General features: G+C 60.3%; 21 protein-coding genes. 14 read left to right on the top strand and 7 right to left on the bottom strand.

All coding sequences use genetic code 11. The annotated features are described in order from the left end of the window. Positions 1–89 precede the first annotated feature (89 nt). From J2D77_RS09780 to J2D77_RS09755, 6 genes are all read right to left on the bottom strand, one after another. On the bottom strand, positions 90–2,204 hold the full coding sequence (locus J2D77_RS09780; RefSeq protein ID WP_207846099.1) for an FUSC family protein: 2,115 nt from the start codon (positions 2,202–2,204) through the stop codon (positions 90–92). A gap of 165 nt (positions 2,205–2,369) precedes the next feature. After that, positions 2,370–4,190 carry a single-stranded-DNA-specific exonuclease RecJ gene (gene recJ, locus J2D77_RS09775; protein ID WP_230975717.1) on the bottom strand — a complete coding sequence of 607 codons (1,821 nt, stop codon included), beginning with the start codon at positions 4,188–4,190 and terminating at the stop codon, positions 2,370–2,372. A 34-nt stretch (positions 4,191–4,224) separates the two neighbouring features. Then, the gene (gene glpX, locus J2D77_RS09770) at positions 4,225–5,223 is read right to left on the bottom strand and encodes a class II fructose-bisphosphatase (RefSeq protein ID WP_207846098.1); all 999 of its coding nucleotides are present in this window, start codon (positions 5,221–5,223) and stop codon (positions 4,225–4,227) included. 58 nt (positions 5,224–5,281) lie between these two features. Then, positions 5,282–6,610: a homoserine dehydrogenase gene (locus J2D77_RS09765; protein ID WP_207846097.1), complete on the bottom strand. Its 1,329-nt coding sequence runs from the start codon at positions 6,608–6,610 to the stop codon at positions 5,282–5,284. Further along, positions 6,607–7,842: an LL-diaminopimelate aminotransferase gene (locus tag J2D77_RS09760; protein WP_207846096.1), complete on the bottom strand. Its 1,236-nt coding sequence runs from the start codon at positions 7,840–7,842 to the stop codon at positions 6,607–6,609. The genes J2D77_RS09765 and J2D77_RS09760 overlap by 4 nt, the downstream gene beginning before the upstream one ends. A 202-nt stretch (positions 7,843–8,044) precedes the next feature. Continuing rightward, positions 8,045–9,232: an OmpA family protein gene (locus J2D77_RS09755; RefSeq protein WP_230975697.1), complete on the bottom strand. Its 1,188-nt coding sequence runs from the start codon at positions 9,230–9,232 to the stop codon at positions 8,045–8,047. 125 nt (positions 9,233–9,357) lie between these two features. On the opposite strand from J2D77_RS09755, the gene J2D77_RS09750 reads away from it, so the two are divergent. The 5 genes from J2D77_RS09750 (at position 9,358) to J2D77_RS09730 (ending at position 15,143) form a co-directional block, all read left to right on the top strand. Continuing rightward, positions 9,358–10,050 (top strand): ATP-dependent Clp protease proteolytic subunit, encoded by a 693-nt coding sequence (locus J2D77_RS09750; RefSeq protein WP_207846095.1) that lies wholly within the window; start codon positions 9,358–9,360, stop codon positions 10,048–10,050. A 135-nt stretch (positions 10,051–10,185) separates the two neighbouring features. After that, positions 10,186–11,190: a ferritin-like domain-containing protein gene (locus J2D77_RS09745; protein ID WP_207846094.1), complete on the top strand. Its 1,005-nt coding sequence runs from the start codon at positions 10,186–10,188 to the stop codon at positions 11,188–11,190. A 325-nt stretch (positions 11,191–11,515) separates the two neighbouring features. Continuing rightward, complete coding sequence (locus J2D77_RS09740; RefSeq protein WP_207846093.1) at positions 11,516–12,646, top strand: methyl-accepting chemotaxis protein; 1,131 nt, start codon at positions 11,516–11,518, stop codon at positions 12,644–12,646. A gap of 531 nt (positions 12,647–13,177) precedes the next feature. Further along, positions 13,178–13,837 (top strand): NADPH-dependent F420 reductase, encoded by a 660-nt coding sequence (locus J2D77_RS09735; RefSeq protein ID WP_207846092.1) that lies wholly within the window; start codon positions 13,178–13,180, stop codon positions 13,835–13,837. Next, positions 13,827–15,143: an NTP/NDP exchange transporter gene (locus J2D77_RS09730; protein WP_207846091.1), complete on the top strand. Its 1,317-nt coding sequence runs from the start codon at positions 13,827–13,829 to the stop codon at positions 15,141–15,143. The genes J2D77_RS09735 and J2D77_RS09730 overlap by 11 nt, the downstream gene beginning before the upstream one ends. Positions 15,144–15,295: 152 nt before the next feature. On the opposite strand, the gene J2D77_RS09725 is transcribed toward J2D77_RS09730, so the two are convergent. Beyond that, positions 15,296–16,201: a LysR family transcriptional regulator gene (locus J2D77_RS09725; RefSeq protein ID WP_207846090.1), complete on the bottom strand. Its 906-nt coding sequence runs from the start codon at positions 16,199–16,201 to the stop codon at positions 15,296–15,298. Positions 16,202–16,317: 116 nt separating this feature from the next. On the opposite strand from J2D77_RS09725, the gene mdcA reads away from it, so the two are divergent. The 9 genes from mdcA to J2D77_RS09680 all read left to right on the top strand — a co-directional run bounded on the left by mdcA (position 16,318) and on the right by J2D77_RS09680 (position 24,756). Further along, positions 16,318–17,961 (top strand): malonate decarboxylase subunit alpha, encoded by a 1,644-nt coding sequence (mdcA, locus tag J2D77_RS09720; RefSeq protein WP_207846089.1) that lies wholly within the window; start codon positions 16,318–16,320, stop codon positions 17,959–17,961. Positions 17,962–17,969: 8 nt separating this feature from the next. Beyond that, a complete protein-coding gene (gene mdcC / locus J2D77_RS09715) occupies positions 17,970–18,284 on the top strand; it encodes a malonate decarboxylase acyl carrier protein (protein ID WP_207846088.1) in 315 nt (104 codons plus the stop codon). Beyond that, a complete protein-coding gene (locus J2D77_RS09710; RefSeq protein WP_230975696.1) occupies positions 18,281–19,210 on the top strand; it encodes a biotin-independent malonate decarboxylase subunit beta in 930 nt (309 codons plus the stop codon). The genes mdcC and J2D77_RS09710 overlap by 4 nt, the downstream gene beginning before the upstream one ends. Further along, complete coding sequence (locus tag J2D77_RS09705; RefSeq protein WP_207846087.1) at positions 19,197–19,946, top strand: biotin-independent malonate decarboxylase subunit gamma; 750 nt, start codon at positions 19,197–19,199, stop codon at positions 19,944–19,946. The genes J2D77_RS09710 and J2D77_RS09705 overlap by 14 nt, the downstream gene beginning before the upstream one ends. Then, on the top strand, positions 19,946–20,662 hold the full coding sequence (gene mdcG, locus J2D77_RS09700; RefSeq protein ID WP_207846086.1) for a malonate decarboxylase holo-[acyl-carrier-protein] synthase: 717 nt from the start codon (positions 19,946–19,948) through the stop codon (positions 20,660–20,662). The genes J2D77_RS09705 and mdcG overlap by 1 nt, the downstream gene beginning before the upstream one ends. A gap of 35 nt (positions 20,663–20,697) precedes the next feature. Then, positions 20,698–21,513: a triphosphoribosyl-dephospho-CoA synthase MdcB gene (gene mdcB, locus J2D77_RS09695; protein ID WP_331000099.1), complete on the top strand. Its 816-nt coding sequence runs from the start codon at positions 20,698–20,700 to the stop codon at positions 21,511–21,513. Between the two features lie 44 nt (positions 21,514–21,557). After that, positions 21,558–22,511: an AEC family transporter gene (locus J2D77_RS09690; RefSeq protein ID WP_207846084.1), complete on the top strand. Its 954-nt coding sequence runs from the start codon at positions 21,558–21,560 to the stop codon at positions 22,509–22,511. A gap of 24 nt (positions 22,512–22,535) precedes the next feature. Continuing rightward, on the top strand, positions 22,536–23,474 hold the full coding sequence (locus tag J2D77_RS09685; RefSeq protein ID WP_269142543.1) for an acyltransferase domain-containing protein: 939 nt from the start codon (positions 22,536–22,538) through the stop codon (positions 23,472–23,474). A 295-nt stretch (positions 23,475–23,769) separates the two neighbouring features. Continuing rightward, entirely contained in the window at positions 23,770–24,756 is a 987-nt protein-coding gene (locus tag J2D77_RS09680) for a threonine/serine dehydratase (protein ID WP_207846082.1), read from the top strand. Positions 24,757–24,766: the final 10 nt, after the last annotated feature.

Raw genomic sequence — 24,766 nt, 5'->3', positions numbered from 1 at the left:
TTGTTTCCCGCCCGTGGGGCTGAAAATCCCCCGTTTCGTTTCAAAAAATCCGTGCCAGGTACCGTCCCGCGATTTTTCGGGGCAGGGTTTTACTGGGCTGCCAATTCCCGCTCGATCGCGCGCAGGCGGGTTAGCATGATGGTCAGTTCCGCTGGCGTCAGCGCGGTGGAAGCGGCAGTGGTGCGTTCGCGCTCGAAGGCGGCGTAATGGCGGGCGCGTTCGGGGGCAGGGCTGGCAACTGTCCCAACCGGGGCTGAGCATTCGCTCGTGTTTGCGCCGGAAGCCGGGGCGGCGTTCGTGCCGGCCACGGATGTCGCGGGGGCGGGGTGTTCCAGCCACCATACGCTGGCCGCGCCGGCAAGCTGGCGCAGCTCGAACAGCAAGTCACCGCAGCTTTTCAGGTAGGCCGAACGCCGCAGCCCTTCCAGGCAGGTCTGCTGGTAGAGAATTTCGGCCTTGGTGGAGGTCGTTCCCGCTTTTCTGCGGGCCTGTTCGATCTCGCCCCAGCCGGCTTTTTCGGTTCGGGCGGCCAGGGCCGCGTAGGCGATATTGGCGTCGAACGCCTGCCCCAGCAGGACGGGCAGGGTCGCCGCACGCTTTTCCGGCCAGACGGTCAGGCAGGCGACAAGCCCCACCAGGCTGCCGATAATATTATCCGTCGCGCGGGAAAGGGCTACGTCCCACCCATGTGTGGTGCTGACCAGGTCCGTTACCAGCACGAAAAGCTGGGTCATGAACATCACGCACGCCGTATAGTTCACGCTGCGCAGGGCAATGGTCAGTGTGGCAAGCGGGAAGATCAGCACCAGAATGACCGGCAGCGGAAGCGCTACCCCCATGATGGCGGCCAGAATACCCCCCGCTATGCTGCCTGCCATGCGTTCAAGGGCGCGGGGCAGGGTGGCGCTGGCACTGGGCTGGGTGACCACCACCACCGCCATCATCGCCCAGTAGGCATAGGATAGTTCGAAAATCAGCGAGATGGCATAGGCGACCAGAACCGCCACGGTCAGCCGCATGGCGTGGCGGATGAACTGGGGTGGCCCCAGCAACCGCCGCCCCGCCGGTGTCGGGGCGAGGGGTTGGGCAGGTGCCGGCCTGTCCAGCGGGGCGTCCTGCCAGGCGGTTTGCAGGTCGGACAGCGCATCGGCGCACAGGCGGGCGCCCTTGGCAAAAATATCGGCCTGCCCGACGCTGATGGCCCGCAGCACATCGATCGGCCTGTCCAGCCTTTCGGGCCGGGGGTCGGTGCGGGCGATCTCGCGCGCGATGCGGTTCAGCGCTGCGGTCACAAGGCGGATGGCGCGCGGGGCCGCGGCCGTGGGCACGCCTGACAGCACGGCATGTTCAAACCCCATGACCGCGACAAAAATACGGTCCGCTGCCTCGACCGCGGGCAGCAGGCTGGCGCGCGCGCGGTTGGTGGGCAGCCCGCCCGAAAGGATTTCGATTTTGGCGCGGGCCTGTTCGATCCGGTTGCGGATATCGCGCCTGTAGGCGCTGACGGCGTAATATTTGGTCTGGCTGTTCAGGGGGCGGCGGGCCAGCAGGAAGTTGCGCAGCCTGCCCGCCATATGGGCCTGTTCGCGGAATATGGCGGCACAGGTCTGTCTTTGCGGGCTGTAGGGGTCTACCGGCCAGGCCCATGTGCAGACCAGCATGGCCCAGGCTGAACCCGAAAGGAACATGCCTGCCAGTTGCACGCCGCCTATCGGGGTTTGCGGGTAGCAGACCGCCACCACCGCCACAATGGCTGCCAGCACGCTGATCTGGGTCGCAATGGCGCCGCGCATGCGTTGCAGCCCGCATATGAAGACGCAGACCCCCAGGGCAGGAAAGACGCAGAAAACCCCAAAGCCGGAGGCCGCCGACATCAGCCCCGTGATAAGCGTGCCCGACAGGCCGAACTTGATCTGCGTTTCCAGCCGCACGCGTGCGAGCCCGCCGGGGTCCACAAGGCAGGTCCAGAACGCGGCGAACGCCGCCCAGGCCATGAGCGGGGCATGCAGGTACCACGCCACCAGCATGACCGAGCCCACGGATACACCTGCCCGCAGTCCTTCGCGCAGGGCGATCTGTTCGGGCGCGACCGAAATGGCGCGCACGCCCAGCCAGTGCGTGATGGCCACCGGCATGAAACTGCCTGACAGAAAAGCCAGAACACGGCGGGTACGGCGGAGAATGGCGTGGGGGTTTTTTGTCATCGACGAAAGCGCAATCTGAAAAATCCAGCCATGACGGCCGGAAGCAACCTGACAGGCGATGGTGTTGAGTTATAACACGATAAAGATACCGTGAGAGCGCTCAAAACAAAATCCCTCGTCAGAACAGATGTGGCCTGCTTTTCTATAGTGACAGCATGTTCTTGCTCAGGCGCGGGCAGCGTCCTGAATGAAGAAGGTGGCATCCGTTCGCCCGTTCCAGCTTTCCGCCCGCAGGTAGCCCGCCAGATGCAAGGCGGGGCGGGTCGTATCTTCCAGCGTCGGGGTCAGGGGGTTGTCTTCGGCGCGGAACAGCAGCGCCTTGAGACGCGTGCCGTTCTCGGCCCGCAGCAGAACACGCAGCGTGTTGCCATCGCGCCCGATCCGGTCCGTACGGACAATGCCGACATGGGGCAGGGCAACCAGCGGTTCGGGGTTGCCCGCACCAAATGGCGCCAGGCGGCCCATGTCCTGCGCCAGTTCGGGCGTTGCCCCGGCGGCGGCCACCACCGTATCCACGATCAGGTCCAGCGTATCGGGCAGGGTTGCCGCATCGGGCAGGCGGGTGTTCAGGAAGGCGTGGAAGGCATCGAGCTGGTCCGCCGCCAGCGAAAATCCCGCCGCCATGGCGTGCCCGCCACCGGTCTTGAGCAGGCCCGCCTGCCGTGCGGCGATAATCGCACTGCCCAGATCCAGCCCCGCCACGGACCGGCCCGACCCCTTTATGCTGCCATCGTCCAGTTCCGCCCCGACCAGGGCAGGGCGGTTGAAGCGTTCCTTGATCCGGCCAGCCACAATGCCCACCACGCCGGGGTGCCAGTTTTTTCCCGCCAGCACGATAACGCCGTGCCCGGCCTCTTTCTGCTCGGCGGCGGCTAGCATGGCGCGGTCGAGAATTTCGGCTTCCACGCCCTGGCGGCGGCGGTTGACGGCGTCCAGCCGTTCGGCCATCTGCTTTGCGTCCAGCGCATCGACGCAGCGCAGCAGCCGCAGGCCCAGCGCCGCTTCGGCAATGCGGCCGCCGGCGTTGATGCGTGGCCCCAGCGCGAACCCGCACGAAAACGCATCCGGCGCCTTGGTCACGCCTGCGATTTCCATCAGTGCGACAAGGCCCGTGCGCTGTCGCTTTGCCATGATCTTGAGCCCCTGGGCCACAAAGGCGCGGTTCAGCCCCTGCAGGGGCATGACGTCGCATATGGTCGCCAGGGCCACCAGGTCGAGCTGGCGCATCAGGTCGGGTTCGGGCCTGTCGGGGCCGAACCAGCCCGCCTGGCGCAGCACGCGCGCTGTGGCGACGATTGCCAGAAAACCCAGTGCCGCCGCACAGACCGACCCCAGGCCGGAGGAACAGTCCAGCCGGTTGGGGTTGACTGTCGCCAGGATGGCGGGCAGCGCCTCCTCCGACTTGTGGTGGTCCAGCACGATCACATCGGCCTGCGCGCTCAGCGGGTTCAGCACGCTGGCCGACGTGGTGCCGCAATCCACACAGATCAGCAGCGTTGCTCCCTGGTCGATCATGGCTTGCAGCGCGGGGCCGTTGGGGCCGTAGCCTTCGGCCAGCCGGTCGGGAATATGGGTGTGGACCGCACAGCCCAGTTCCTCGAAAAACCCTGCGACAATGGCGCTGGCGCAACTGCCATCCACGTCGTAATCGCCGAAAATACCCACCGTTTCACGGTTTTGCACGGCACGCGCCATGCGGGCGGCGGCCCTGTCCATATCCACAAGGCTGGACGGGTCGGGCAGCAGGGCGCGCAGGCGCGGGTCAAGGAAATTGGCCGCCTGTTGGGGGGTGATGTCGCGCAAGGCCAGCAGGCGGCCCACGGGGGCGGGCACGCCCAGTTGCTGGGCCAATGCCGCGCCCATGCGTTCGACGGCGGGGTTTTCAGCCCCGCTGCGCCACGTCCAGCGCCGACCGCTCAGGCTGTGTTCCACGCCCAGCACGGCGGGGGCCGGGGCGTTTTCGGCAGGGCGGTCGAGCATGGACATGGATTGCACGGGCACGGGTTGCACCGACAGGGGCTTATTGCGGCGCCCAGGTCTTGGTGCGGAAGTTGTGGTGGCCTTCGATATAGCGCGACGTGCCGGATTTGGAGCGCATGACCAGCGAATGGGTCACGGCCTGGTGCGCTTCGTGGCGGACACCGCGCAGCAGCGCGCCGGTGGTCACACCCGTGGCCGAGAACAGGACGGGGCCTGCCGCCATTTCATGCAGGCCCAGCTTGCGGTCTGGGCTTTTGCCGGGGTTCATTGCCAGTGCGCGCTCGCGCTGTTCGTCCGTTTCGAACAGCAGGCGGCCCTGCATCTGCCCTTCCACGCAGCGCACGGCAGCAGCCGTCAGCACGCCTTCGGGCGCCCCGCCCGAACCCACGTAAATATCGACCTGGCTGTTATCGAGACAGGCCGCAATGCCGCCCGCCACATCACCATCGGTCAGCAGGCGCACGCGGGCCCCCGCCGCGCGGGCGCGGGCGATCATTTCCTCATGCCGTTCGCGCTCGAGCGTGCACAGCAGCAGGTCGTGAACGGTGCGGCCCTTGGCGCGGGCAAGGTTCTTGAGGTTGTTTTCGATCGAGGCGTCCAGATCCACCACACCTTCGGGCAGGCCGGGGCCGACCACGATCTTGTCCATGTAGATATCGGGTGCGTGCAGGAAGTTGCCGCGTTCGGCCAGGGCCACCACCGTAATGGCGTTGGGCATGTCTTTCGCACACAGGTTGGTGCCTTCGAGCGGGTCCACCGCGATATCCATCGCCGGGCCGCCCGAGCCCACTTTTTCACCGATATACAGCATGGGCGCTTCGTCCATCTCGCCCTCGCCGATCACCACGGTGCCGTCTATGGCCACGGTGTCGAAGGCGGTGCGCATGGCTTCAACCGCCGCGCCATCGGCATCGTTCTTGCGGCCACGCCCCGTCCAGCGGGAAGAGGCAAGGGCCGCGGCTTCAGTCACGCGTACCAGTTCCAGTGCCAGATTGCGGTCGGACACAACAAAGGGGGATGGGCCAATAGGTTCAGACATTGGAATATGTGGTCCTTATCGCGCTGCGTGGCAGGTGGTGGAACGGTGGGCGTTTTTCTTACGCCGTCTCTATCCGGATCATGACCGGGCTGTCCGTGACAACGCTGAGCGCGTCAATCCGGGTGACCGCTTCCTGCATGGCAGCCTCGGATGTCTGATGTGTGACCAGAACAAGGGGAACATAAGGCGCGTCGTCCGTTTCCGCCGGGTGCTGGAGCATGCTGCGCAGGGAAACACCGCAATCGCGCAGCACGGCGGTAATATCCGCGATCACGCCCGGCCGGTCCTCCACCGCAAGGCGCAGGTAGAATGCACCATGGCCCAGCGTAATGGGGGCCGCACGCAGCGGCAGGCCCGCACTGGCCTGTACGCCCCAGACTGCAATGGTATGCCCGCGTGCGATGTCGATCAGGTCGGCCGTGACCGCACTTGCAGTGGGGCCGGCCCCGGCCCCGCGCCCTTCGATCATGATACGGCCGACAAATTCCCCTTCCGCCACCACGGCATTGAACACGCCATCGACCTGCGCCAGGGGGGAATGTTGGGGCACCAGGCAGGGTGTGACCCGTGCCTGCAAGCCGCACTCCGTCATATGGGCCAGGCCCAGCAGCCTGATCCGGTAGCCAAGGGCGCGGGCAAAGGACAGGTCCTCCGCCCCGATGCGGCGAATGCCCTCCACATGCACGGAAGAGAATTCCACCGGCTGGCCAAAGGCAAGCCCGGCCAGGATCGTCAGCTTGTGGGCCGCGTCCAGCCCGTCGATATCGGTGGACGGATCGGCCTCGGCATAGCCCAGGTCCTGCGCGTCCTTGAGCACCGTTGCGAAATCCTTGCCGGTTTCGCGCATGACGGTCAGGATATAGTTGCACGTGCCGTTCAGGATACCGCCCACGCGCAGCAGCCGGTCCCCGGCCAGGCCTTCGCGCACGGTCTTGATGGCGGGTATGCCGCCCGCCACCGCCGCTTCGAATAACAGGGGCGCGTTGTGGGTGGCGCTGAGCTGCGCCAGGGCCGAGCCATGCAGGGCCACCAGCGCCTTGTTGGCCGTGACCACGGGCTTGCCCGCCGCCAGGGCCTGTTCCACCACCGCGCGGGCCGTGCCTTCGGCCCCGCCGATCAGTTCCACCACCACGTCCACATCCGGATCGGTGACGAGTTCGCGCGCATCCTCATACCAGCGCAGCCCGGCCAGATCGACGCCGCGATCGCGTGTCTTGTCACGCGCGCTGACGGCCACGACCTCGATCGGGCGGCCCGCACGCGCGCGCAGCAGGTCGGCATTGGCGCGCAAAAGCCGGATTACGCCCGCGCCCACGGTGCCAAGACCGGCAATGCCAAGACGCAGGGGGGTAGCAGGCGCAGAAGCGGAAGATGTGCGGGATGTCACGATGTAACAGACTCCGGTTTTTTCGCGGATGGGGAAGAGACGGGCGCATTCACGCCATGGGCGGACATGAAACCGCGGATCGAACGCAGGGCCTGGCGCAGGCGGTGGGTATTTTCCACCAGCCCGATGCGCACATGGTCATCGCCATATTCGCCAAAGCCCAGGCCCGGGGCCACGGCAACACCCGCTTCTTCCAGCAGCAGCTTGGAGAACGCCACACTGCCCATTTCGCGGAACGGTTCGGGAATGGGCGCCCATGCGAACATGGACCCTTCGGGTGAAGGCACGTCCCACCCGGCGGCATGCAGGCCCTTTATCAGCACGTCGCGCCGGTCCTTGTACAGGGCGCGCAGGTCGGCCACGCAGTCCTGCGGGCCGTTCAGTGCGGTGACGGCGGCAACCTGAATGGGCGTGAACGCCCCGTAATCGAGATAGGACTTGATCCGTGTGAGGGCTGAAATCAGCCGTTCGTTGCCTGCGGCAAAGCCCACGCGCCAGCCCGCCATGGAATAGGTCTTGGACAGGGAGGTAAATTCCACCGCGATATCGCGCGCACCGGGAACCGCCAGGATGGAGGGGGGCACCCGATCGCCGAAATAGATTTCGGCATAGGCCAGGTCGGACAGGATCCAGATATTCTCGCGCCGGGCGAAGGCCACCAGTTCCTTGTAGAAATCCAGGTCCGCCAGATACGCCGTGGGGTTGGAAGGGAAATTGACGATCAGGGCCGTGGGCTTGGGCACGGAATGGCGCACCGCCCGGTCGAGTGCGCGCAGCATGTCCTCATCCGGGGTGGCGGGAATGGAGCGCACGGAAGCCCCGGCGATAATGAAGCCGAACTGGTGGATGGGGTAGGACGGGTTGGGCACAAGGATGGTGTCGCCCGGGCTGGTGATGGCCGACGCCAGGTTGGCCAGCCCTTCCTTCGAACCCAGGGTGACGATCACTTCCTTGTCGGGGTTCAGCCCCACATTGAACCGGCGTTCGTAATACCCCGCCACGGCCTTGCGCAACCCGGGAATACCCTTGCTGACCGAATAACGGTGGCTGCGCGGGTCGTTCACCGTCTCGATCAGCTTGCTGACGATATGCGGCGGGGTAGGGGTGTCGGGGTTGCCCATGCCAAGGTCGATAATGTCCTCGCCACGCGCTCGGGCCGCTGCCTTGGCCTGGTTCACGGAGGCAAACACATAGGGCGGCAGGCGGCGGATGCGGTGGAACTCTTCGGTCATGGACTTGGTGCTTTGGCTGAGGGGACAGGCCCCTTGATTGCGAGAGCGGCTATAGTAAACGCCAAAATGGAACAGGCAACTCCCCGTGCGGGAAAACCATCAGGCCCGGCATGTTTTTTTCAACATGGCTGCCCGCACTCCCGGCCATGGCCCGTCATGGCCCCACATCGTGGCCCCGATCGGGCCGTGCTCAAAAAAGCACCTAGGGCGTGGTGCTGACCATGGCCCCGGTACCAAAGGCGTCGCCCCTGACATGGATGGCTGACGCCGGCACCCCGCGGCTGACCAGCCCCTGGGCGATGCGCGTCGCCCGCAGCAGCCCCAGCCGCACGGCATCGGCCTGGTCCTGCACGTCCTGCGACGCCGTATCGCCAAACCCGCGAATATAAAAGGGGCCGTGCGGCGTGCTGCTCAGCAGCTTGGTGAACGTGCCGTCCTGCCCGGCGGAGAGAAGGTCCGATTGCGGTACGAAATGGAACGGCGTGCCCCTGACATTGGTCAGGTCGTAATTGGGCTGCATGCTATCCGCCAGCCCCGCATCGGAGGGCACGTCATAACCGGGGAAGGCGGGTGGTTCGGGCGGGGCGTCGGGAATTTGCGGTATGGCGACGGGGGGGGCATTCCCCTGGTCCGCCTTTTGCCGGACCTCGGGCATCGCGACCTCGGCCTCGTCCTGCGTTGCGCTGCCCTTGGTATTGCCAGTTCCTGCATGCGTTACGGCGGGCATGGGCAGTTCCGCCTGACCCGCGCCACCCTGCTGCGTCCCTCCCTGGGAAGAACCTGCTTGGGAAGAACCCGCCTGGGCGGGGCTGGCGGCTGACGTGCCTGCTACGACGGGTGGGGGTGGCGGGGCTTCGGCCGCGTCCATGATGGCGCCGTTCACGCCCGGGGGCAGGGTAGCGGGGGCTGGCTGGCCGTTCTCGCCTTTCTGCGCCGTGCCGGCCGGCTGGGGCTTGCCCGCAGCCGCACCCGTGGCCGCCGCGTTGGGCGGGGGCGGTATATCGGGGTAGAGCGTGCCGTTGGCGGAGACAGTGCGGTATGTCAGCGTCCGGTTGCGGATAAGCTGTTGCGTCAGCAGGGTGCGCGCCTGGGCGGAAGGCAGGGCCGGCGGGGTCGTGGGGGTCAGCCCCACCAGCGGATAGGGGTCATACCGTCCGGGCGGGGGCGGCCGCTGTTCCGCGATGGCACCGCCGCGCATGTGGTGAATCCAGTCGAAGGTGGAATCCACCGCGTCCTGATGATGGCAGCCCCCAAGTAACAGTGCCGCCGCCAGCCCCATTGCGGCAAGCCTGCCCGCGGCCTGCGCGTCCTGGCACAGCCGGGCCGGCATTGTCTGCCGCCCTGGGCGTGGCGGGGCCGCGGGTGGTGTCTGGTCTGGGCTGGGCTGCATGGCCGGGCGGGTACTCCTGCACGATCGGGTGGGGACGGGCCGCACCTTAGCCCTTTCCCCGCCCGCTGGCGAGATAGTGGTAATTGCCCCTTGGCAGGCACGTTGCGGCGGCGCAGGATGGGGCCATGAACACAGACACGAAACACGACGTGGAGACAGCAATGCCGGGACCATTCCCCCGTGATGCCTTCAGGCTGGATGACGACGAACCCGAAACCCCGGACACCCCGGAAAAGGAAGAGGGAGAGGGCAAATCCTCCGGCGCCCCGCATGGTGAGCTGGAGCACAAGCTGTTCAAGCAGCGCAAGATCCTGATTTTCGGCGGGATCAACGACAAGGTGGCGCGTGACGTGACCGGTCGCCTGCTGGCCCTGGCGGGCGAGTCCGACAAGCCGATCGATGTATATGTCAATTCCCCCGGCGGCCATGTGGAAAGTGGCGACACGATCCATGACATGATCCGCTTTGTCGATTCGATTGCCCCGGTCAACATGATCGGCACCGGCTGGGTGGCATCCGCTGGCGCGCTGATTTTCGCCGCCGGGCACAAGGAACGTCGATTCTGCCTGCCCAACACGCGGTTCCTGCTGCACCAGCCCATGGGCGGCGTGCGTGGCCCCGCAACGGATATCGATATCGAAGCGCGTGAAATCCTGAAGATGCGTGAACGGCTGAACCGGATTTTCGCCAAGGAAACCGGCCATACCTACGAAAAGATCGCCAAGGACACGGACCGCAACTACTGGATGTCCGCGCAGGAAGCGATTGATTACGGTTTAGTGACCAAGATCATTTCCCAGCTTTCCGATCTGCACTAAACGGGGTCGGTGCTGCTGCTCACCGCAGGGTGGGGGGCAGCACCGATCCGCATTATCGGACCCTGCGGCAGTCGATCCAGCCAGTCGCGCCGGAACACCTTATGTCGCGGTCCCCCAAAGACAGGTTCCTTCACTATGGGTTCGCTGAGCGCAATTTATTCCAAACTCCCCGACAGCATGGACGATCTGCCGCCCCCGCCCAGCCAGCAGGCTGTGGCCGAGGCCGACTATCACGCGCGGCATTGGGTCAGCCCGCAGACAGGCCCGCTCAAGCCCGGGTCCGAGGCGCACAAGCGCGCCGTGGCCGCCATGTTCCGCGACACGTTCAATCCCTACCGGCCATCGGTCATCGAATGGCCCAAGCTCGATCCGCAGACACTGCACCGCATCGTCTCCCTGCCGATCTGGGATATCGCGGTCCAGACCGAAGGCAAGGCGCGCCTGCGCATGGCCGCCTACGCCAATCTGGTGCAGGACCCGGACATGAAAGACGCCATCTCGCGCAATGCGTGGGAGGAAAACCGCCATAAGGAAGTGCTGTCCAAGATGGTGGCGGCCTATGACATTCCCATGGCGCCGGAACCCCCCTACGTCGAGCCCAAGGATGTGGAGTGGGCCTATCTGGTCACGGGTTTTTCGGAATGCGTGGATAGCTTCTTTGCCTTTGGCATGTTCGAACTGGCCAAGCGTTCGGGCTTTTTCCCCCCCGAACTGACGGACACGTTCGAGCCGATCATGCAGGAGGAATGCCGCCATATCCTGCTGTTCGCGAACTGGCTGGCCTGGCAGCGTGCCGTCATGCCGTGGTGGCGCCGCCCTTATTTCGAAGCGAAGGTGTGGGCGGTCTGGGCTTTTCTGGCCTATGAACGTATGAGCCTGGCCCGTACGGTCGACGACAAGGGGCAGGAACACACGCAGGACAACAACTTTACGGTCACTGGCACCAAGGATGTGGCCAATATCGATATCAGCCTGCCGGACTTCATGGACCTGTGCCTGAAGGAAGACGACCGCCGTTTCGCAGGTTATGACACGCGCCTGCTGCGACCCACCACCGCCCCCTTCCTGGCTCGCGTGATCCGCAACACCGGACGCGCCTGGGAATTTGCGAGCGGTATCATCAAGGCCAACCGCAAGTAACCTCGTCTACGGCGTGCGAGAGCGAGAATAAAAGCGCCTGCCCCATGAAAAAGGGCAGGCGCTTTTTTCATGTCCGGGCCGCACCAGACCTTCTCCCGCGCGCGGCAGGATATGGGCGATAGTATAAAGGGTATCGTGAGAGGGTGAAATAAATCTGTCATTTGAATATGAGGGGTGGTGATCCTAGTATTTGTGGGTAGATTTTAAATAAATATTGTGTACAAAGATCATGTCTTTCCCACGTCCCGATGTACCCAAAGTGTTCATGCGATCCATCGCGAAGAAAGGCGTGACATTACATCCGTCAGAATGCGGTTCTGCGGTCATGGCGCTCTTCAGGGAGACGGAGACGGTCAATCTGATCTGTGTTGTCGATCAACAGGGCACGCCGCTGGGGCTGATCGACCGGCAGCATTTTCTTTCCCTGATGTCGAGCCCGTTTTCCTACGCCCTGTACCACAAGCGGCCCATTACGCTGCTGATGGACCCAAATCCGATTATTGTCGATGCCAGCATGCCTGTTCCGGTTTTTACCCAGAAAATATTGCAAGGTGTCATCCATAATATCCATAACGGCTTTATCATTGCGGAGCGGGGGGCCTATCTGGGCACGGCTACGCCGTTCGACCTGTTCAGGGCGTCATATCTGCACAGCAACGCCATTTCGGTCGTGCTGGAAGAAAAAACACAGACATTGAGCGATATGTTCGAGGATATTACAAATACGACAAAATCGCTCAATGTAGGGGCGCGGACATTGCAGGACGAGTCCGACAAGCTGTCCGAACGCAACCATATCCAGAACAGAAACCTGGAAAAATCTGATGAACAGATAAGGATCATTATAAAAAATACTGAAAGCGAGTGCGGCAAGATTGCCAGGTCGCAGGATTATATCAGGACCGCGACAAAGGATATCGAACAGTCCTGCGTCAGGATAAACGACGCGATAGAAGACTTTAAGGATATTTCCAAAATATCATCGGATATCGGGGGTATTCTCGATATTATGAGCGATATTTCGTTCCGGATCACTCTTCTAAGCGTCAACGCCTCGATCGAGGCCGCCCATGCCGGGGTTTACGGTGCCGGCTTTTCCGTTGTGGCGCAGGAGGTGCGCAACCTTGCGAATGTCACCTCATCATCGCTGGAGACAATCCGCTCGCTTATCGGGTGTTCCAAAAATACAATCGGCAACTGTCTTGAAACAATGAGCGGAAATTCAGACGCATTGCTGGAAATTACCAAGAAAGTCGAGACGATCAGCCAGATGTTCGCGGATTTCGAGGCCTTTGCGCAAAACCAGAAAAACGATATTCTCGGCCTGAACGCCATCATGGATGACGTGCGTTGCTCCACGCAGAACAATAACGAAACTGTTGGTCGTGCCAACGATATTTGCGGAATCCTGTTCTCAAATGTTTCGGATCTGGCGCGGTTGACCCAGCAGATTTAACCTCCCGTCCGGTCCGTACTGCTTTTTTACGACGAATGACCTTTATCGGGCAGCTACGCCCCGGGCTTCGTTACGACAATCGGCGCGGCATGTCGTGCTGCCTGATATAAGCCCCGCCAGTGGCTGCGGGCTCCAAAATCAGCCCGCGATTATCCTGTGCCCCCGCTGCGCGCGCTCTCCCTCGCAGCTTGCTGGGCATGACTTACACGCCGCCCGCCATCCATCGCCATTCCTGCCACTGCCGACTGCCACGCTTTGCGGGGAGAGTTGCTGGTCAATTTACAGGCAGGCCGGTTCAGGAGGGGCTCACTACTCCGCGAGCCAGGGGAAATAGGCCGCCGACAGGCGTTTAAACGAAAATTTAGGGGTTGTCCCCTATGCGCATTGGGGGGTGTTATAAACGTCGGATGCCGCCAAAGCACGGCGTGAGGGGCCTTTGCGTCACCCCGCATAGGGCAGGGCGCGATCTGCGGTATGGGCCTGCTGGCTGTGTCGACAGTTTTTTCGTCTGGATGAAAGAGGAAGTTTAGCATGGCACTCTCATCATGTCCGCCTCTGAGCCGACGGTTTATCCTGCTTGCCGCATTGGGCGGTGCCACCTTGGGTGGCGCAGCGCTGGCCGGTGTCGCGCCCGGTCATGCGGCTGACACGCCAGCCGCCTTGCCGCGTATTGGTATTATCGGTGCCGGGCAGGTCGGGGGCACGCTGGGCCGATTATGGGCCGGCGCGGGTTATTCGGTCATGTTCTCCTCCCGCCATCCGGATGAGCTGGGGCAGATCGTTGCCGCCGCCGGTCCCAATGCGCGTGCGGGCACGGTGGAGCAGGCGATCGCGTTCGGGGATGTGATCCTGCTTGCGGTGCCGTACCACGCCGAACCTGGCATTGCCCACGAGCATGGTGCAGCCCTTGCAGGCAAGGTCCTGATCGATGCCGACAATGCCTATCCGTTCCGCGATGGTGCGGTGGCACGGGAAGCCCAGGCAGAAGGTGTGGCGCGTTATTCCGCCCGCCTGTTCGCGGGCACGCGTTTTGTGCGGGCGTTCAATTCGGTCAATGCCAGTTCCCTGGCCGATGGCGGCGGGGGCGATACCGAAGTGATTTACAGCTATACCGACAACGCCGCCGGTGCGATTGTCGCAGCACTCATCAAGGCCACGGGTAGCATTCCCGTGCGGGGCCATGACCTGTGAAAACGCGCCCCACGTCGACCCCCAGGCACCAGTACCCGTAACAGGCTGGCGGGGCTGGCTGATCCGCGCCATCAACGCGCAGCCTGACGAGGTTGCGGCCGTGCTGTGGGGTTGCGGGCTCTTTTTCTTCCTGTTCACCAGTTACGCGATTTTGCGGCCGGTGCGTGACGCCATGGGTATTGCGGGTGGCGTGCGTAACCTGCAATGGCTTTTCAGCGCGACATTCGTGGTCATGCTGGTCGCTATTCCGCTGCATGGCTGGTTGAATGCCCATGTGCCCCGCGCGCGGTTCATCGACTGGGTTTACGGCTTTTTCGCGCTCAACATGTTCGCCTTTGCAGCATTGCTCAGCCTGTGGCCCGCAAGCCCGTGGGTTGCGCGGGTCTTTTTTGTCTGGCTGTCGGTGTTCAACCTGTTCGTGGTGTCCGTGGCATGGAGCCTGATGGCGGACATCTTCGATACCGAACAGGCCAAGCGGGTCTTCGGGTTTATTGCCGGTGGGGCGAGTATTGGCGGTGTTACGGGGCCACTATTCGGGGCGGCCATGGTCAGTGTGCTGTCGGTGCGCGGGTTGCTGGTTGTCTCCGCCCTTCTGCTGGGGGCTGCGGTTTACGCCAAGGCCCGCCTGCTGGCTTGGCGGGCGGGCCGCGATACCGTGCAGCAGGCGCAGTCGCGCAGGCGCCCGGTTGCGGGCAATCCGTTCACCGGTTTCTCGCTGGTGGCCCGATCGCCCTATCTGCTCTGCCTGGGCGCGTTCGTCATTCTGCTGACAACGGCTTCTACCTTCCTGTATTTTGAACAGGCACGGCTGGTTGCAAGCACGTTCCCCACGCGCAATGCGCAGGTGCGGGTTTTTTCGATTATCGACGGCGTTGTCCAGGCCGTATCGCTTATCTGCCAGGTATTTCTTGTCGGGCGCTTTGCCCGCCGCTTCGGTGTTACGGGCCTGCTGAGTGCCATTCCCCTGCTGGTTGGGGCCGGTTTTCTGGTTCTTGCAATCTGGCCGGTCTTTGCCGTGGTGGCGGCTGTCATGGGTATTCGGCGTGTGGGGGAATATGCGTTCATCCGCCCGGGGCGGGAGATCCTGTTCACCGGTGTTGCTGAAGACGTGCGTTATCGTGCCAAGAGTTTTCTCGACACGGTGGTTTATCGTGGCGGAGATGCGCTCAGCGGTTGGGCGAGTGCGACCTTGATCAGCTTCACGCAAAGCCTGACGGCGGTGTCGCTCGTGGGCGCCGTTCTGGCTTTTGCCTGGGCTGCCCTAGGTTATGCGCTAGGCCGCCGCCCCATAGCGCGCACTGAATAGCCCCTGGTTTTTAGGGGCGCCCAGGCCCCTAAAAATAGGGACAGGAGGCGTTGATGGGAAAGTCCAACGGCAATTCGCGAAGTGGTATCAGGCGACACCGGTAACCACAGAAGGAAATGGGCTTTCGCAAACCTCAATTGAGAGCATCATTTCTATGGTGAGGTTTTTCTGGGGCTTTGCGAGAGCGGCAGCGTGTGTTGATCAAGTAGGGCTACATTTTCATGAATGGCTCTGATCAGGGCTGTAACCGCCTGACTGCCCTGTGTGCCTTTTTGCTGTTCCAATACGAAGGGCAGGTCCGGCAGGGGAGGGAGGCCTGCAGTACGGGCGTCGATGATTTGCACACCGTCAGGAATGAAACTACGCCCGAAAGCCGAAACTCCAAGTCCCGCTATAACGCCAGCCCTGAGTCCGGTAATGCTCAGACTGGTGTGCGTAATGGTAAATGGGATGCGGGCAGCGTTTAGCGCCTCAAGTGCCATTTTACGGCTAAGGCTGGGTTCGGGATGAAGGGCGAGCGGAAGCGGGCGCTGGTTATATAAATCCGGCTCTTCGGGAGAGGCGACCCACACAAGTGGATCGGCCATAAGGGGCTCGGATTGCTGATTAGCAGTCCGCGTTTTGATAAGAGCAATATCGAAGAAGCCGGCATGAAGCTTGTCGAGCAGATTTCCGCTAAGGCCGACCTCGATCTGCAGCGTTACTCCCGGATAAAAGCGCCGAAAGCGCCTGAGGATATCCGGAAGCCGCGATGTCGCGAAATCTTCTGCAACGCCCAGTTTAACATGCCCCGTTACGTTTGGTGCCGCGAAGTCGTTTTCTGCATCCCTTATGGCACCAAGAATGCGTCTGGCGTGGGGTAACAGGCGCTCTCCTTCCGGCAGAAGGGTAACGCGATGCGTCGAGCGATGAAACAGACGCTGCCCAAGTTGCGCTTCAAGCCTGCGGATCTGCTGGCTGACAGTGGATTGCGTAAGGCCCATTCGTTCTGCGGCGAAGGTGAAGCTTCCTTCTTCTACCAGGGCGAGGAAGCTTTCCAGGAGGTCAGTATGAATCATAATATGATTATTACAATATCCACTCACTGACCTGTCAATAATTTATTCTTCCACTAAAAATTTTTCTGGGCGTAGTGTTCCTGTAGCCGGGCGCAATGGCGGACAGGACAGGATTGATGACCGATTGGACCAAGCAAAAACAAGAGCGGGCACGGCGTCTAGAGGCGGCGGCTCCGTTTGTGTCAGGTAAAGTGGTGGAGCCGGGGAATGTTACCGCTCTGCTCAAGAGTGTAATTTGCAGTGAAGACCGGGTGTGCCTTGAAGGTGACAACCAGAAACAGGCGGATTTTCTGGCGGAGTGCCTGACGCAGGTTGATCCTGCTGATGTGCATGACCTGCATATCGTGCAGTCAGGTTTGGTGCTGTCCGAGCATCTTGATCTGTTCCGGCTCGGAATTGCCCGCAAACTGGATTTCTCATACTCGGGTCCCCAGTCTGCGGCGATTGCAAGGGCTCTGGATCAGGGAAAGATCGAACTGGGTGCTATTCACACTTATATCGAACTATTTGCCCGCTATTTTGTTGATCTGACCCCGAACGTCTCTCTTATTGCGGCAGTGAGCGCGGATCGGAACGGTAACCTCTATACAGGTCCAAACACCGAAGATACGCCGACGATCGTTGAGGCAACTGCCTATAAAAACGGGATTGTTATTGCTCAGGTCAACAAGATTGTTGACGAAGTGCCGCGCACGGACATTCCGGGTGATCAGGTGGATTTCGTTGTCGAGGCTCCAAGGCCTTTTTACGTCGAGCCACTGTTTACACGCGACCCGGGGGCCGTGACCGAGACACAAATTCTGATGGCGATGATTGCCTTGAAAGGCATTTACGCTGAATACCGGCCGCGCAGGCTCAACCATGGTATCGGATTTGCTACGGCTGCAATTGAACTTCTTTTGCCGACATACGGAGAGCAGCTTGGTTTGCGCGGGGAGGTTGCAACGCACTGGGCCCTCAATCCGCATCCTACGCTCATACCGGCGATCGAAAGTGGCTGGGTGCAGCAAATCCACTGCTTTGGCAGTGAGGTCGGCATGGATCGCTACATGTCCGCACGGCCGGATGTGTATTTCATAGGCCATGATGGGACACTGCGTTCCAACCGCCTGCTGTGTCAGAATGCAGGGCTTTACGCTTGTGACATGTTTATAGGATCTACGCTGCAGATCGATCTTGCAGGTAATTCCTCGACCGTCACTCCCGATCGGATCGCGGGTTTTGGCGGTGCGCCGAATATGGGATCCGATGCGCACGGCCGCAGGCATATCTCTGACGCATGGCTGAAAGCCGGACGCGAAGCTGCGGGGAGCGATGGACCTCTGGTGCGGGGCCGCAAACTCGTCGTGCAGATGGTCGAAACGTTTGGTGAAGGCATGAAGCCTGCCTTCGTTGAAGAACTCGACAGTATCGCCCTGGCACGGAAGCTGGGCATGCCTCTCGCACCTGTCATGATTTTTGGTGACGACGTCACACATATAGTTACGGAGGAGGGGATCGCAAATCTTCTTCTGTGCCGTGATGCTGACGAGGTGGAACAGGCGATCCGCGGGGTTGCAGGCTACACGCCTGTAGGTCTCGCCCGTGACCGGGCAAAGGTGGAAGAACTGCGCGCGCGCGGTGTGATACGTCGTCCGGAGGATCTTGGAATTGATCTCCTGCAAGCCGACCGTAACCTTCTTGCCGCCAGATCCGTTCGTGATCTTGTCACATGGTCTGACGGTCTTTATGCGCCACCGTCGAAATTCCGCAACTGGTGAGGTCTCCCATGGAAAAATTCACCATACAGGCCCAGGCGAAAGAGCCACTGGGTGGAGAGCGTTCTGAAGCGGTGACTGGCGTTGTCGCTTCAGGAAATCTGGAAATTCTCTTTGAAAGAAACAAGGATTCTTTAGTTGTTACGGTCGAGGTCATGACAGCATCACACGGGTATAAACCTGTATGGGATGCCGTCATCCGCGATTTTGTTGAACGGGTTTCTCCGGGCGGAATGCATATTTCCATTCATGATAACGGAGCACGGCCAGACACTGTTCTGCTGCGTCTGATGCAGGGGGCCAGGCTTATGGAGGCGCAGTCATGATTCCGAAAAATGTAATGAGCGAGCCCAGTTGGTACGAATCATCTGCACGGGCAAGGATTGAGGGGCTGCTGGATTCGGGAAGCTTCGAAGAAATACTCCCCCCGCAAAGTCGTGTCATGAGCCCCCATTTGGCACTTTTCGATCTGCCGCCGGCTTTTGATGACGGGATGATTGTCGGGCGTGGCCAGATTGATGGTTGTCCTGTTGCGGTCGCTGCACAGGAAGGGCAGTTTATGGGGGGCACATTTGCTGAAGTCAGCGGTGCCAAACTTGTTGGCCTGTTAAGGGGTGTTGCCCACAGCGCCGGTACACGCCAGGGGGTGGGCGCTGTTCTCCTTTTGCTTGATACAGGCGGCGTGCGACTGCAGGAGGCCAATGCAGGTGAGATGGCTGTTTCTGAGACCATCCGTGCCATTATCGATGTTCGACGTGCAGGTGTTCCGGTCATTGCCCTGATAGGGGGGCGGGCTGGCGCGTTTGGTGGGGGAGGGTTGGTGACCGCGTGCTGTTCGCACGTTGTGATTTCCGAACAGGGTCGCATTTCTGTCAGCGGGCCGGAAGTGATTGAAACCAACAAAGGCGTGGAGGAGTTCGACTCTCGTGACCGGGCTCTTGTCTGGCGCGTCACGGGGGGGCGCAGCCGTGTGCTTCTTGGTGGTGCGGACAGTTACGTTAAGGGAGATGTCGGAAGTTTTCGCAAAGCTGCGGCACAGGCACGCAACAGCACGCCCTCTTTTTCGCTGGAAACGCTGGAGCGCGAGCAGGAGCGCCTTACCGAACGCTTGAAACTGTATGGTTCCTGTCATGATACGCCGGAGATTTGGAGGATTGCTGGTCTACCGGAGCCGGAGGGCATCGCTGACATGACGGAGGACGATTTCATGTCTCTGCTGGCCAAGGAGGGATTACACCATGATGCCCGATGAACTGATCTCTGCCTTGTTCCCACAGGGGCATACGATTTCACCCGGTGCTGAGAATACTTTTTCGGGTCAGGCGAGGGTCGCCGGGAAAACGGTCGAGGTCTTGGGAATTGCAGATAGCACACCGCTAGGCCCCGAAACAGCGCTTGTGCTGGCTGGTCGCGTCTTGGAGATTGTGCGATTGAGGAGCGGCGCTCCCATCGTCTTTCTTATCGATACAGCCAGCCAGCGGATGACCCGGCGCGATGAAATGCTGGGGCTGAACGAGTATCTGGCACATCTGGCCAAGAGCATTACGCTTGCCGGAGTTTCCGGGCACAGAACAGTCAGTGTACTCTATGGCACGGCTGCGGCGGGCGCATTTATTGCCACGGCACTTTCGACGCAGACAATGGTGGCTGTGGATGGAGCCCATCCAAGTGTGATGGATCTACCGTCCATTGCCCGCGTTACCAAGCTGCCTCTGGATGTTTTAACCGAGAAAGCGAAGGAAACGCCGGTTTTCGCGCCCGGCGTCGCGCCTTTGGCCGCAACGGGCGCTGTCTCTGAGGTCTGGAAAATTTCTGACAGGCAGTGTGCTGAACGACTGGCGGCTCTTCTTGCTGAAGGCGGGCAGGATGATGCGGACCACCGGGATGTGCTGGGGGCCAGTCGGGGCGGACGAAAGATGGCCGCCGACGTGGCCCGGCGTGTGGAGGCTGCCTTTACACACGATGCTACCGTGTCGGAAGCACGCTAATGTTGCCGATCTGGCGCCACAGACTGCTCGTTGTCAGACAGGACGTCTGGCGTGAGGTCTGTGACGCCACGCTTCTGGAATTGGATGACGATCGTGCCAGATCCGTCGTGCAGAACTGGGCCATGCATGGATGGCCGCTGATCTGCCGGCGCCCCTGCGAGAGGGAGCGCATGGAAATAGAAGCCGGAGGTGTCGCTGTCGGGCTGCCTTTACCGCCCTATATGGGGAAACAACGCCTTTCATTTATTCTTCCCCCTTCTGGGCTGGAAAGTTTTTCCGGACCGGTATGGCTAGGTGACGATATCTCTTTTCCTGGCCAAACCTCTGCCCGCTTGCACGATATCGGGCAGCTTACGGCCCTTGGCGCGCGGCATGATCTGGCCCCGGAGGCCGCAGGCAGCTTCCTGTGGGAGGCGGTGACTGGCATGCCTTATCTTTCAGAAACGTCAGATTTTGATGTGATTTGGCGTCTGCCATCCGCATCAATGTGGGATGTCGATGCTCTTTCCGCCTTTCTTGATGATCTCGTCCGGACAGCACGCAAGCTGTCCATTCGTATGGATGGTGAAATCGTTTTTCCGGGAGATAGGGCTGTGCAGTGGCAAGAACTGTGCTCGGCGCAGCCTGATGATGAAGTCCTGGTGAAAACCATTGGTTCTGTCAGCCTTGTGCCAGTCAGAAACTTAACCAAAGCAAGAGGGAAGGTGACAGCATGAGACGTACTTCCCTTCGTAAGACAGCAGCTTTTTCCGTGATATCTGCGGAGGACGTTGCGACGGTCGCACAGGGGTGCCTGCTTGATGAGGTACGGACATGGCCCAAGCCGGGGCTTGTCAGCCACATTGATACGGGCAGCCACACCGATATGACACTTGCTCACTTTGAGGCAAGTGCGCTTGCGATTACGCCCTATTTTGCAACCCTTTATCGTGCCGGGTATGCGGGAGAGAAACTCCCCGCTCTGCGCAGCATAGGCATGGCGGCAGAAAAAGATATGCTGCGCGCAACAGGCGGTATCAATACGCATCGCGGTGCAATCTGGGCGCTGGGACTGTTGAGTGCGGCACTGGGCTGGCGTACTGCGCAGGGGCTGAAGCTGTCCTGCTGCGATGTGGTGAGACAGGTATGGGGAGCAGAAATTCTCCAGACCACTCACGATCCCTCCAGTCATGGCGGGCTGGCGCATCGGCTTTATGGCGCAGGGGGCGCACGTATTGAGGCCGGGTGGGGGTTCCCTATTATCCGCTCTGTCGGTTTGCCGGCATTGCACAGAGGGCGTGAACTGAGTTCCGGCGACGAGGAAGCGGCACGGGTACAATGCTGCATGGCGCTGATCGCGGAGCTTGAGGATACAAATATTTTGTATCGCGGCGGCATGGAAGGGCTGTCCTATGCCCGTAACAGTGCGGCCACGTTTCTCAGGCAGGGGGGGGTGGGGCTTCCTGGTTGGCGTGTGGTGGCACAGAAGCTGCATCATGCGTTTATTTTACGAAAGATTTCCCCGGGAGGTGCTGCAGATGGCCTTGCTGTCTGCCTGTTTCTCGAACGCGTGGAGCATCTCCGCTGACACTGACATGTCCTTCTGAAACAATAAAAAGAACAGGACGTAACATGATACATATTCTTCTGGTTTCTCTTGTTCCCATCTTTGCAGTTATGGCTGCGGGGTATATCGCGGGCAGGAGAGGGAAAATTGACAACAAAAATGTCGGTAGTCTGAATATGCTGACAATGGAGTTTGCATTGCCGGCGGCTCTTTTCGGCACTACCGCACGGGCATCACGTACTGTTCTGGCCGAGCAATGGCCTCTACTTTTTGCGCTGTTGCTAGGTATGCTGGCTGTTTTTGCTTTTGTCTGGATACTGTCGCGTTATATCTCGAAATTCTCAGCAGCAGTTTCAGCCGTTATCGCATTGAGCGTTTCACTTCCCAACTATGCGGCGGCAGGTATACCCCTTGCATCGGCCGTTTTTGGTGTAACGGGAAAACTCTATATTACAACAGCCATTGTCTCGGGGGCTATTGTCATGTCTCCCCTTACTCTGGCTTTCCTTGAAGCGCAGAAGGCAAATGGCGGCGAAAGTGGTTTATCTTTGCTATTTCTCTCCATAGGCCGCTCCATGCTCAAGCCCCTGGTGGTTGCGCCGTTTCTGGGGGTGGCAATTGCACTGCTGGGTATTGTTCTGCCAGACTATATTCTGCGGTCTTTCGATCTGCTGGGTCAGGCGACGGCAGGTATTGCGCTGTTTGTTACAGGGCTTATCCTTAGTGCGCAGAAGGTATCTCTTTCTCCGCGCATCCTGTTTCTTGGGCTGCTGTGCAATGTGGTCCAGCCGCTTCTAGCTTATCCGCTCACGCTCATCATTCCTATGCCTGTGGAAATGGCCCATGCCGTCATCCTGTTGATGGCGCTTCCTGCCGGGTTCTTCGGTCTGCTGTTTGCTCTGCGTTATCAGGCAGATAGTCGTGACGCCGGATCCATCATGGTGGTGAGCACGGTTATGAGTCTTGCAACGTTGACGGTTGCTCTGGCCCTGGTGGCGGGAACGTCAGCAGCGTCCTAAGCTGATACAAAGAAGGGTGCTCTCATGAATGGTATACTGGCTGTACTGTGTTCCGGTCAGGGAGGCCAGCATGCCGCAATGTTTGACATGGTTGCAGAGTGCCCCGCGGCGGACGCTGTTTTTGATGCTGCTGGAACAGTTCTTGGCAAAGACCCCAGAGTATTTGTAAAACAAAACGACTTGGAAAATATCTATACAAATCGGAGTGGGCAGATTTTATGCTGCACACAGGCTCTGGCTGTCGCTGCTGTTCTTGAAAAAACTCTTTCCAGCCGGAGTATACTTTGTGCAGGTTATAGTGTGGGGGAACTGGGAGCCTGGGGGGTGGCTGGATGTTTGACACCCAGGCAGGTTCTGGAACTGGCGGCTCGCCGTGCGGATCTGATGGATGCAGTAAGCCCCCGTGGGGCGGGCCTTGCGGGGCTTGCTGGTATTCCACGTCGCACGATTGAGGAAATTATTGAAAAATGTCAGGTGTGGATTGCTATCTCCAATACACCTGAATCCGTTGTGATTGGCGGAACTGACGAGAATTTGGATAGGGCTATCCATCTGGCACTCAGGGCTGGTGCAGGAACCGCCCGACGTCTGAAGGTGGCGGTGCCATCACACACGCCTCTCCTGAAGAAGGCGGTCTCCCCTTTGCTGGATGCGGTTCTGATGCAACATCCTCTGCCCCCTCGCAGGGGAGCGCGGCTAATCAGTGGATACGATGGTGAGCCAGTTTTTCAAATAGAGGATGGGGTAAGGCGCCTCGCTAAACAGGTGGCGTCTACAGTGCATTGGGATGCATGCATGGAGGCTTGTGTGGAAGCCGGGAGCATGAGCGTTTTGGAACTGGGGCCTGGTACGGCTCTGGCCCGCATGGCGCACGGTGGCGTCCTTAAGGACGGGAGTGTAAGGGCGGTGGAAGACTTTCACTCTCTGGCGGGTCTTCAGGCATGGCTGGAACAGAGAACGTAATAAACGGACCATCCCCCTGTCGGGTGGTTTAGCCTCGTAGTCGATGCGGGTGTTGTCTGGTGTCATCACGATGTCGCCTGCCGCGGCATATGTCCCTGCCTGTTCCTGAATGCGGATCAGGCAGGCCCGCTTTACGGGTCGGCAGATGGGCAATTCAGTGATGGACTTATATGATTCCCCGGTATTTTCTGCCCGTCCGGAATAAGCAGCCGTTATAGGCTACGATGAAAACATAATATTTGACCCGTCTATTTTTTTGAAGGAACTGTGAATTATATTGCCAGAAGGAGCAAAGATGATGTCCTGCGCTGAACTGCGAACGCTCGATTTCGCGGAAATTTTTGCCGCCTCCATCATTATACGCGACTATATTGTCAAGACACCATTGATAGAAAACGCGGCTCTCAACGAGCGCTTGGGCGGGCGTGTTTTGATCAAGCCGGAAATGCTCCAGATCACGGGCTCTTTCAAGTTCAGGGGAGCATGCAATCGCATTCTTCAGATGACCGAAAATGAACGTAGGGGCGGCGTGGTAGCTTGGTCATCCGGAAACCACGCTTTGGCAGTTTCCGCCGTTTGTGCGCAGTTCGGTATTCCTGCCTATATTATCATGCCGGAAACGGCTCCCCGTATGAAAATTGATGGCGCTCGACATTATGGCGCAAAAGTAAGGCTGTATGATCGTGCAACGGAGACGCGCGAAGATATCGGTCGTGAAATTGCCGAACGAGAAGGCGCTGTAATCGTTCCCCCTTATGACGACCTGCGTATCATGGCCGGGCAGGGAACGATCGGGCTTGAAATCATGGAGCAATGCCGTGTGCTCGGTATTACGCCTGATAATGTGCTGGCGAGTGCGAGTGGTGGCGGGCTGGTAGCAGGGGTTGGTACAGCAGTACGGACCCTTAACCCGCTGGCAAATATCTATAGCGTGGAGCCCGCCGGTTTTGACGACCTGTCGCGCTCTCTCGCATCGGGGCAGCGTGTGGATAATGCACCGGGTGCCACGACATTATGTGACTCCCTGATGGTCGGAACCCCGGGTGAACTGACGTTTGAAACAAATCGCAATCTGCTCAGCGATGGTCTTGTGGTCAATGATAGCGAGGTCAAGTTGGGGATGAGCGCATGTTTCGAGCATTTCAAGCTTGTTGCCGAACCCGGTGGCGCAGCACCTCTTGCCGCAATTCTGTCGGGTAAGATCGACGTAAGAGACAAGGTCACGGTAGCCGTTCTAAGCGGCGGGAATGTCGATCCCGCTGTTTTTTCGGCGGCCCTGTAAGGCGAGAGTA

This window comes from Acetobacter garciniae, assembly GCF_017377735.1.
Classification (GTDB): Bacteria; Pseudomonadota; Alphaproteobacteria; order Acetobacterales; family Acetobacteraceae; genus Acetobacter; species Acetobacter garciniae.
This window is presented reverse-complemented; position numbering and strand designations above follow the sequence as displayed.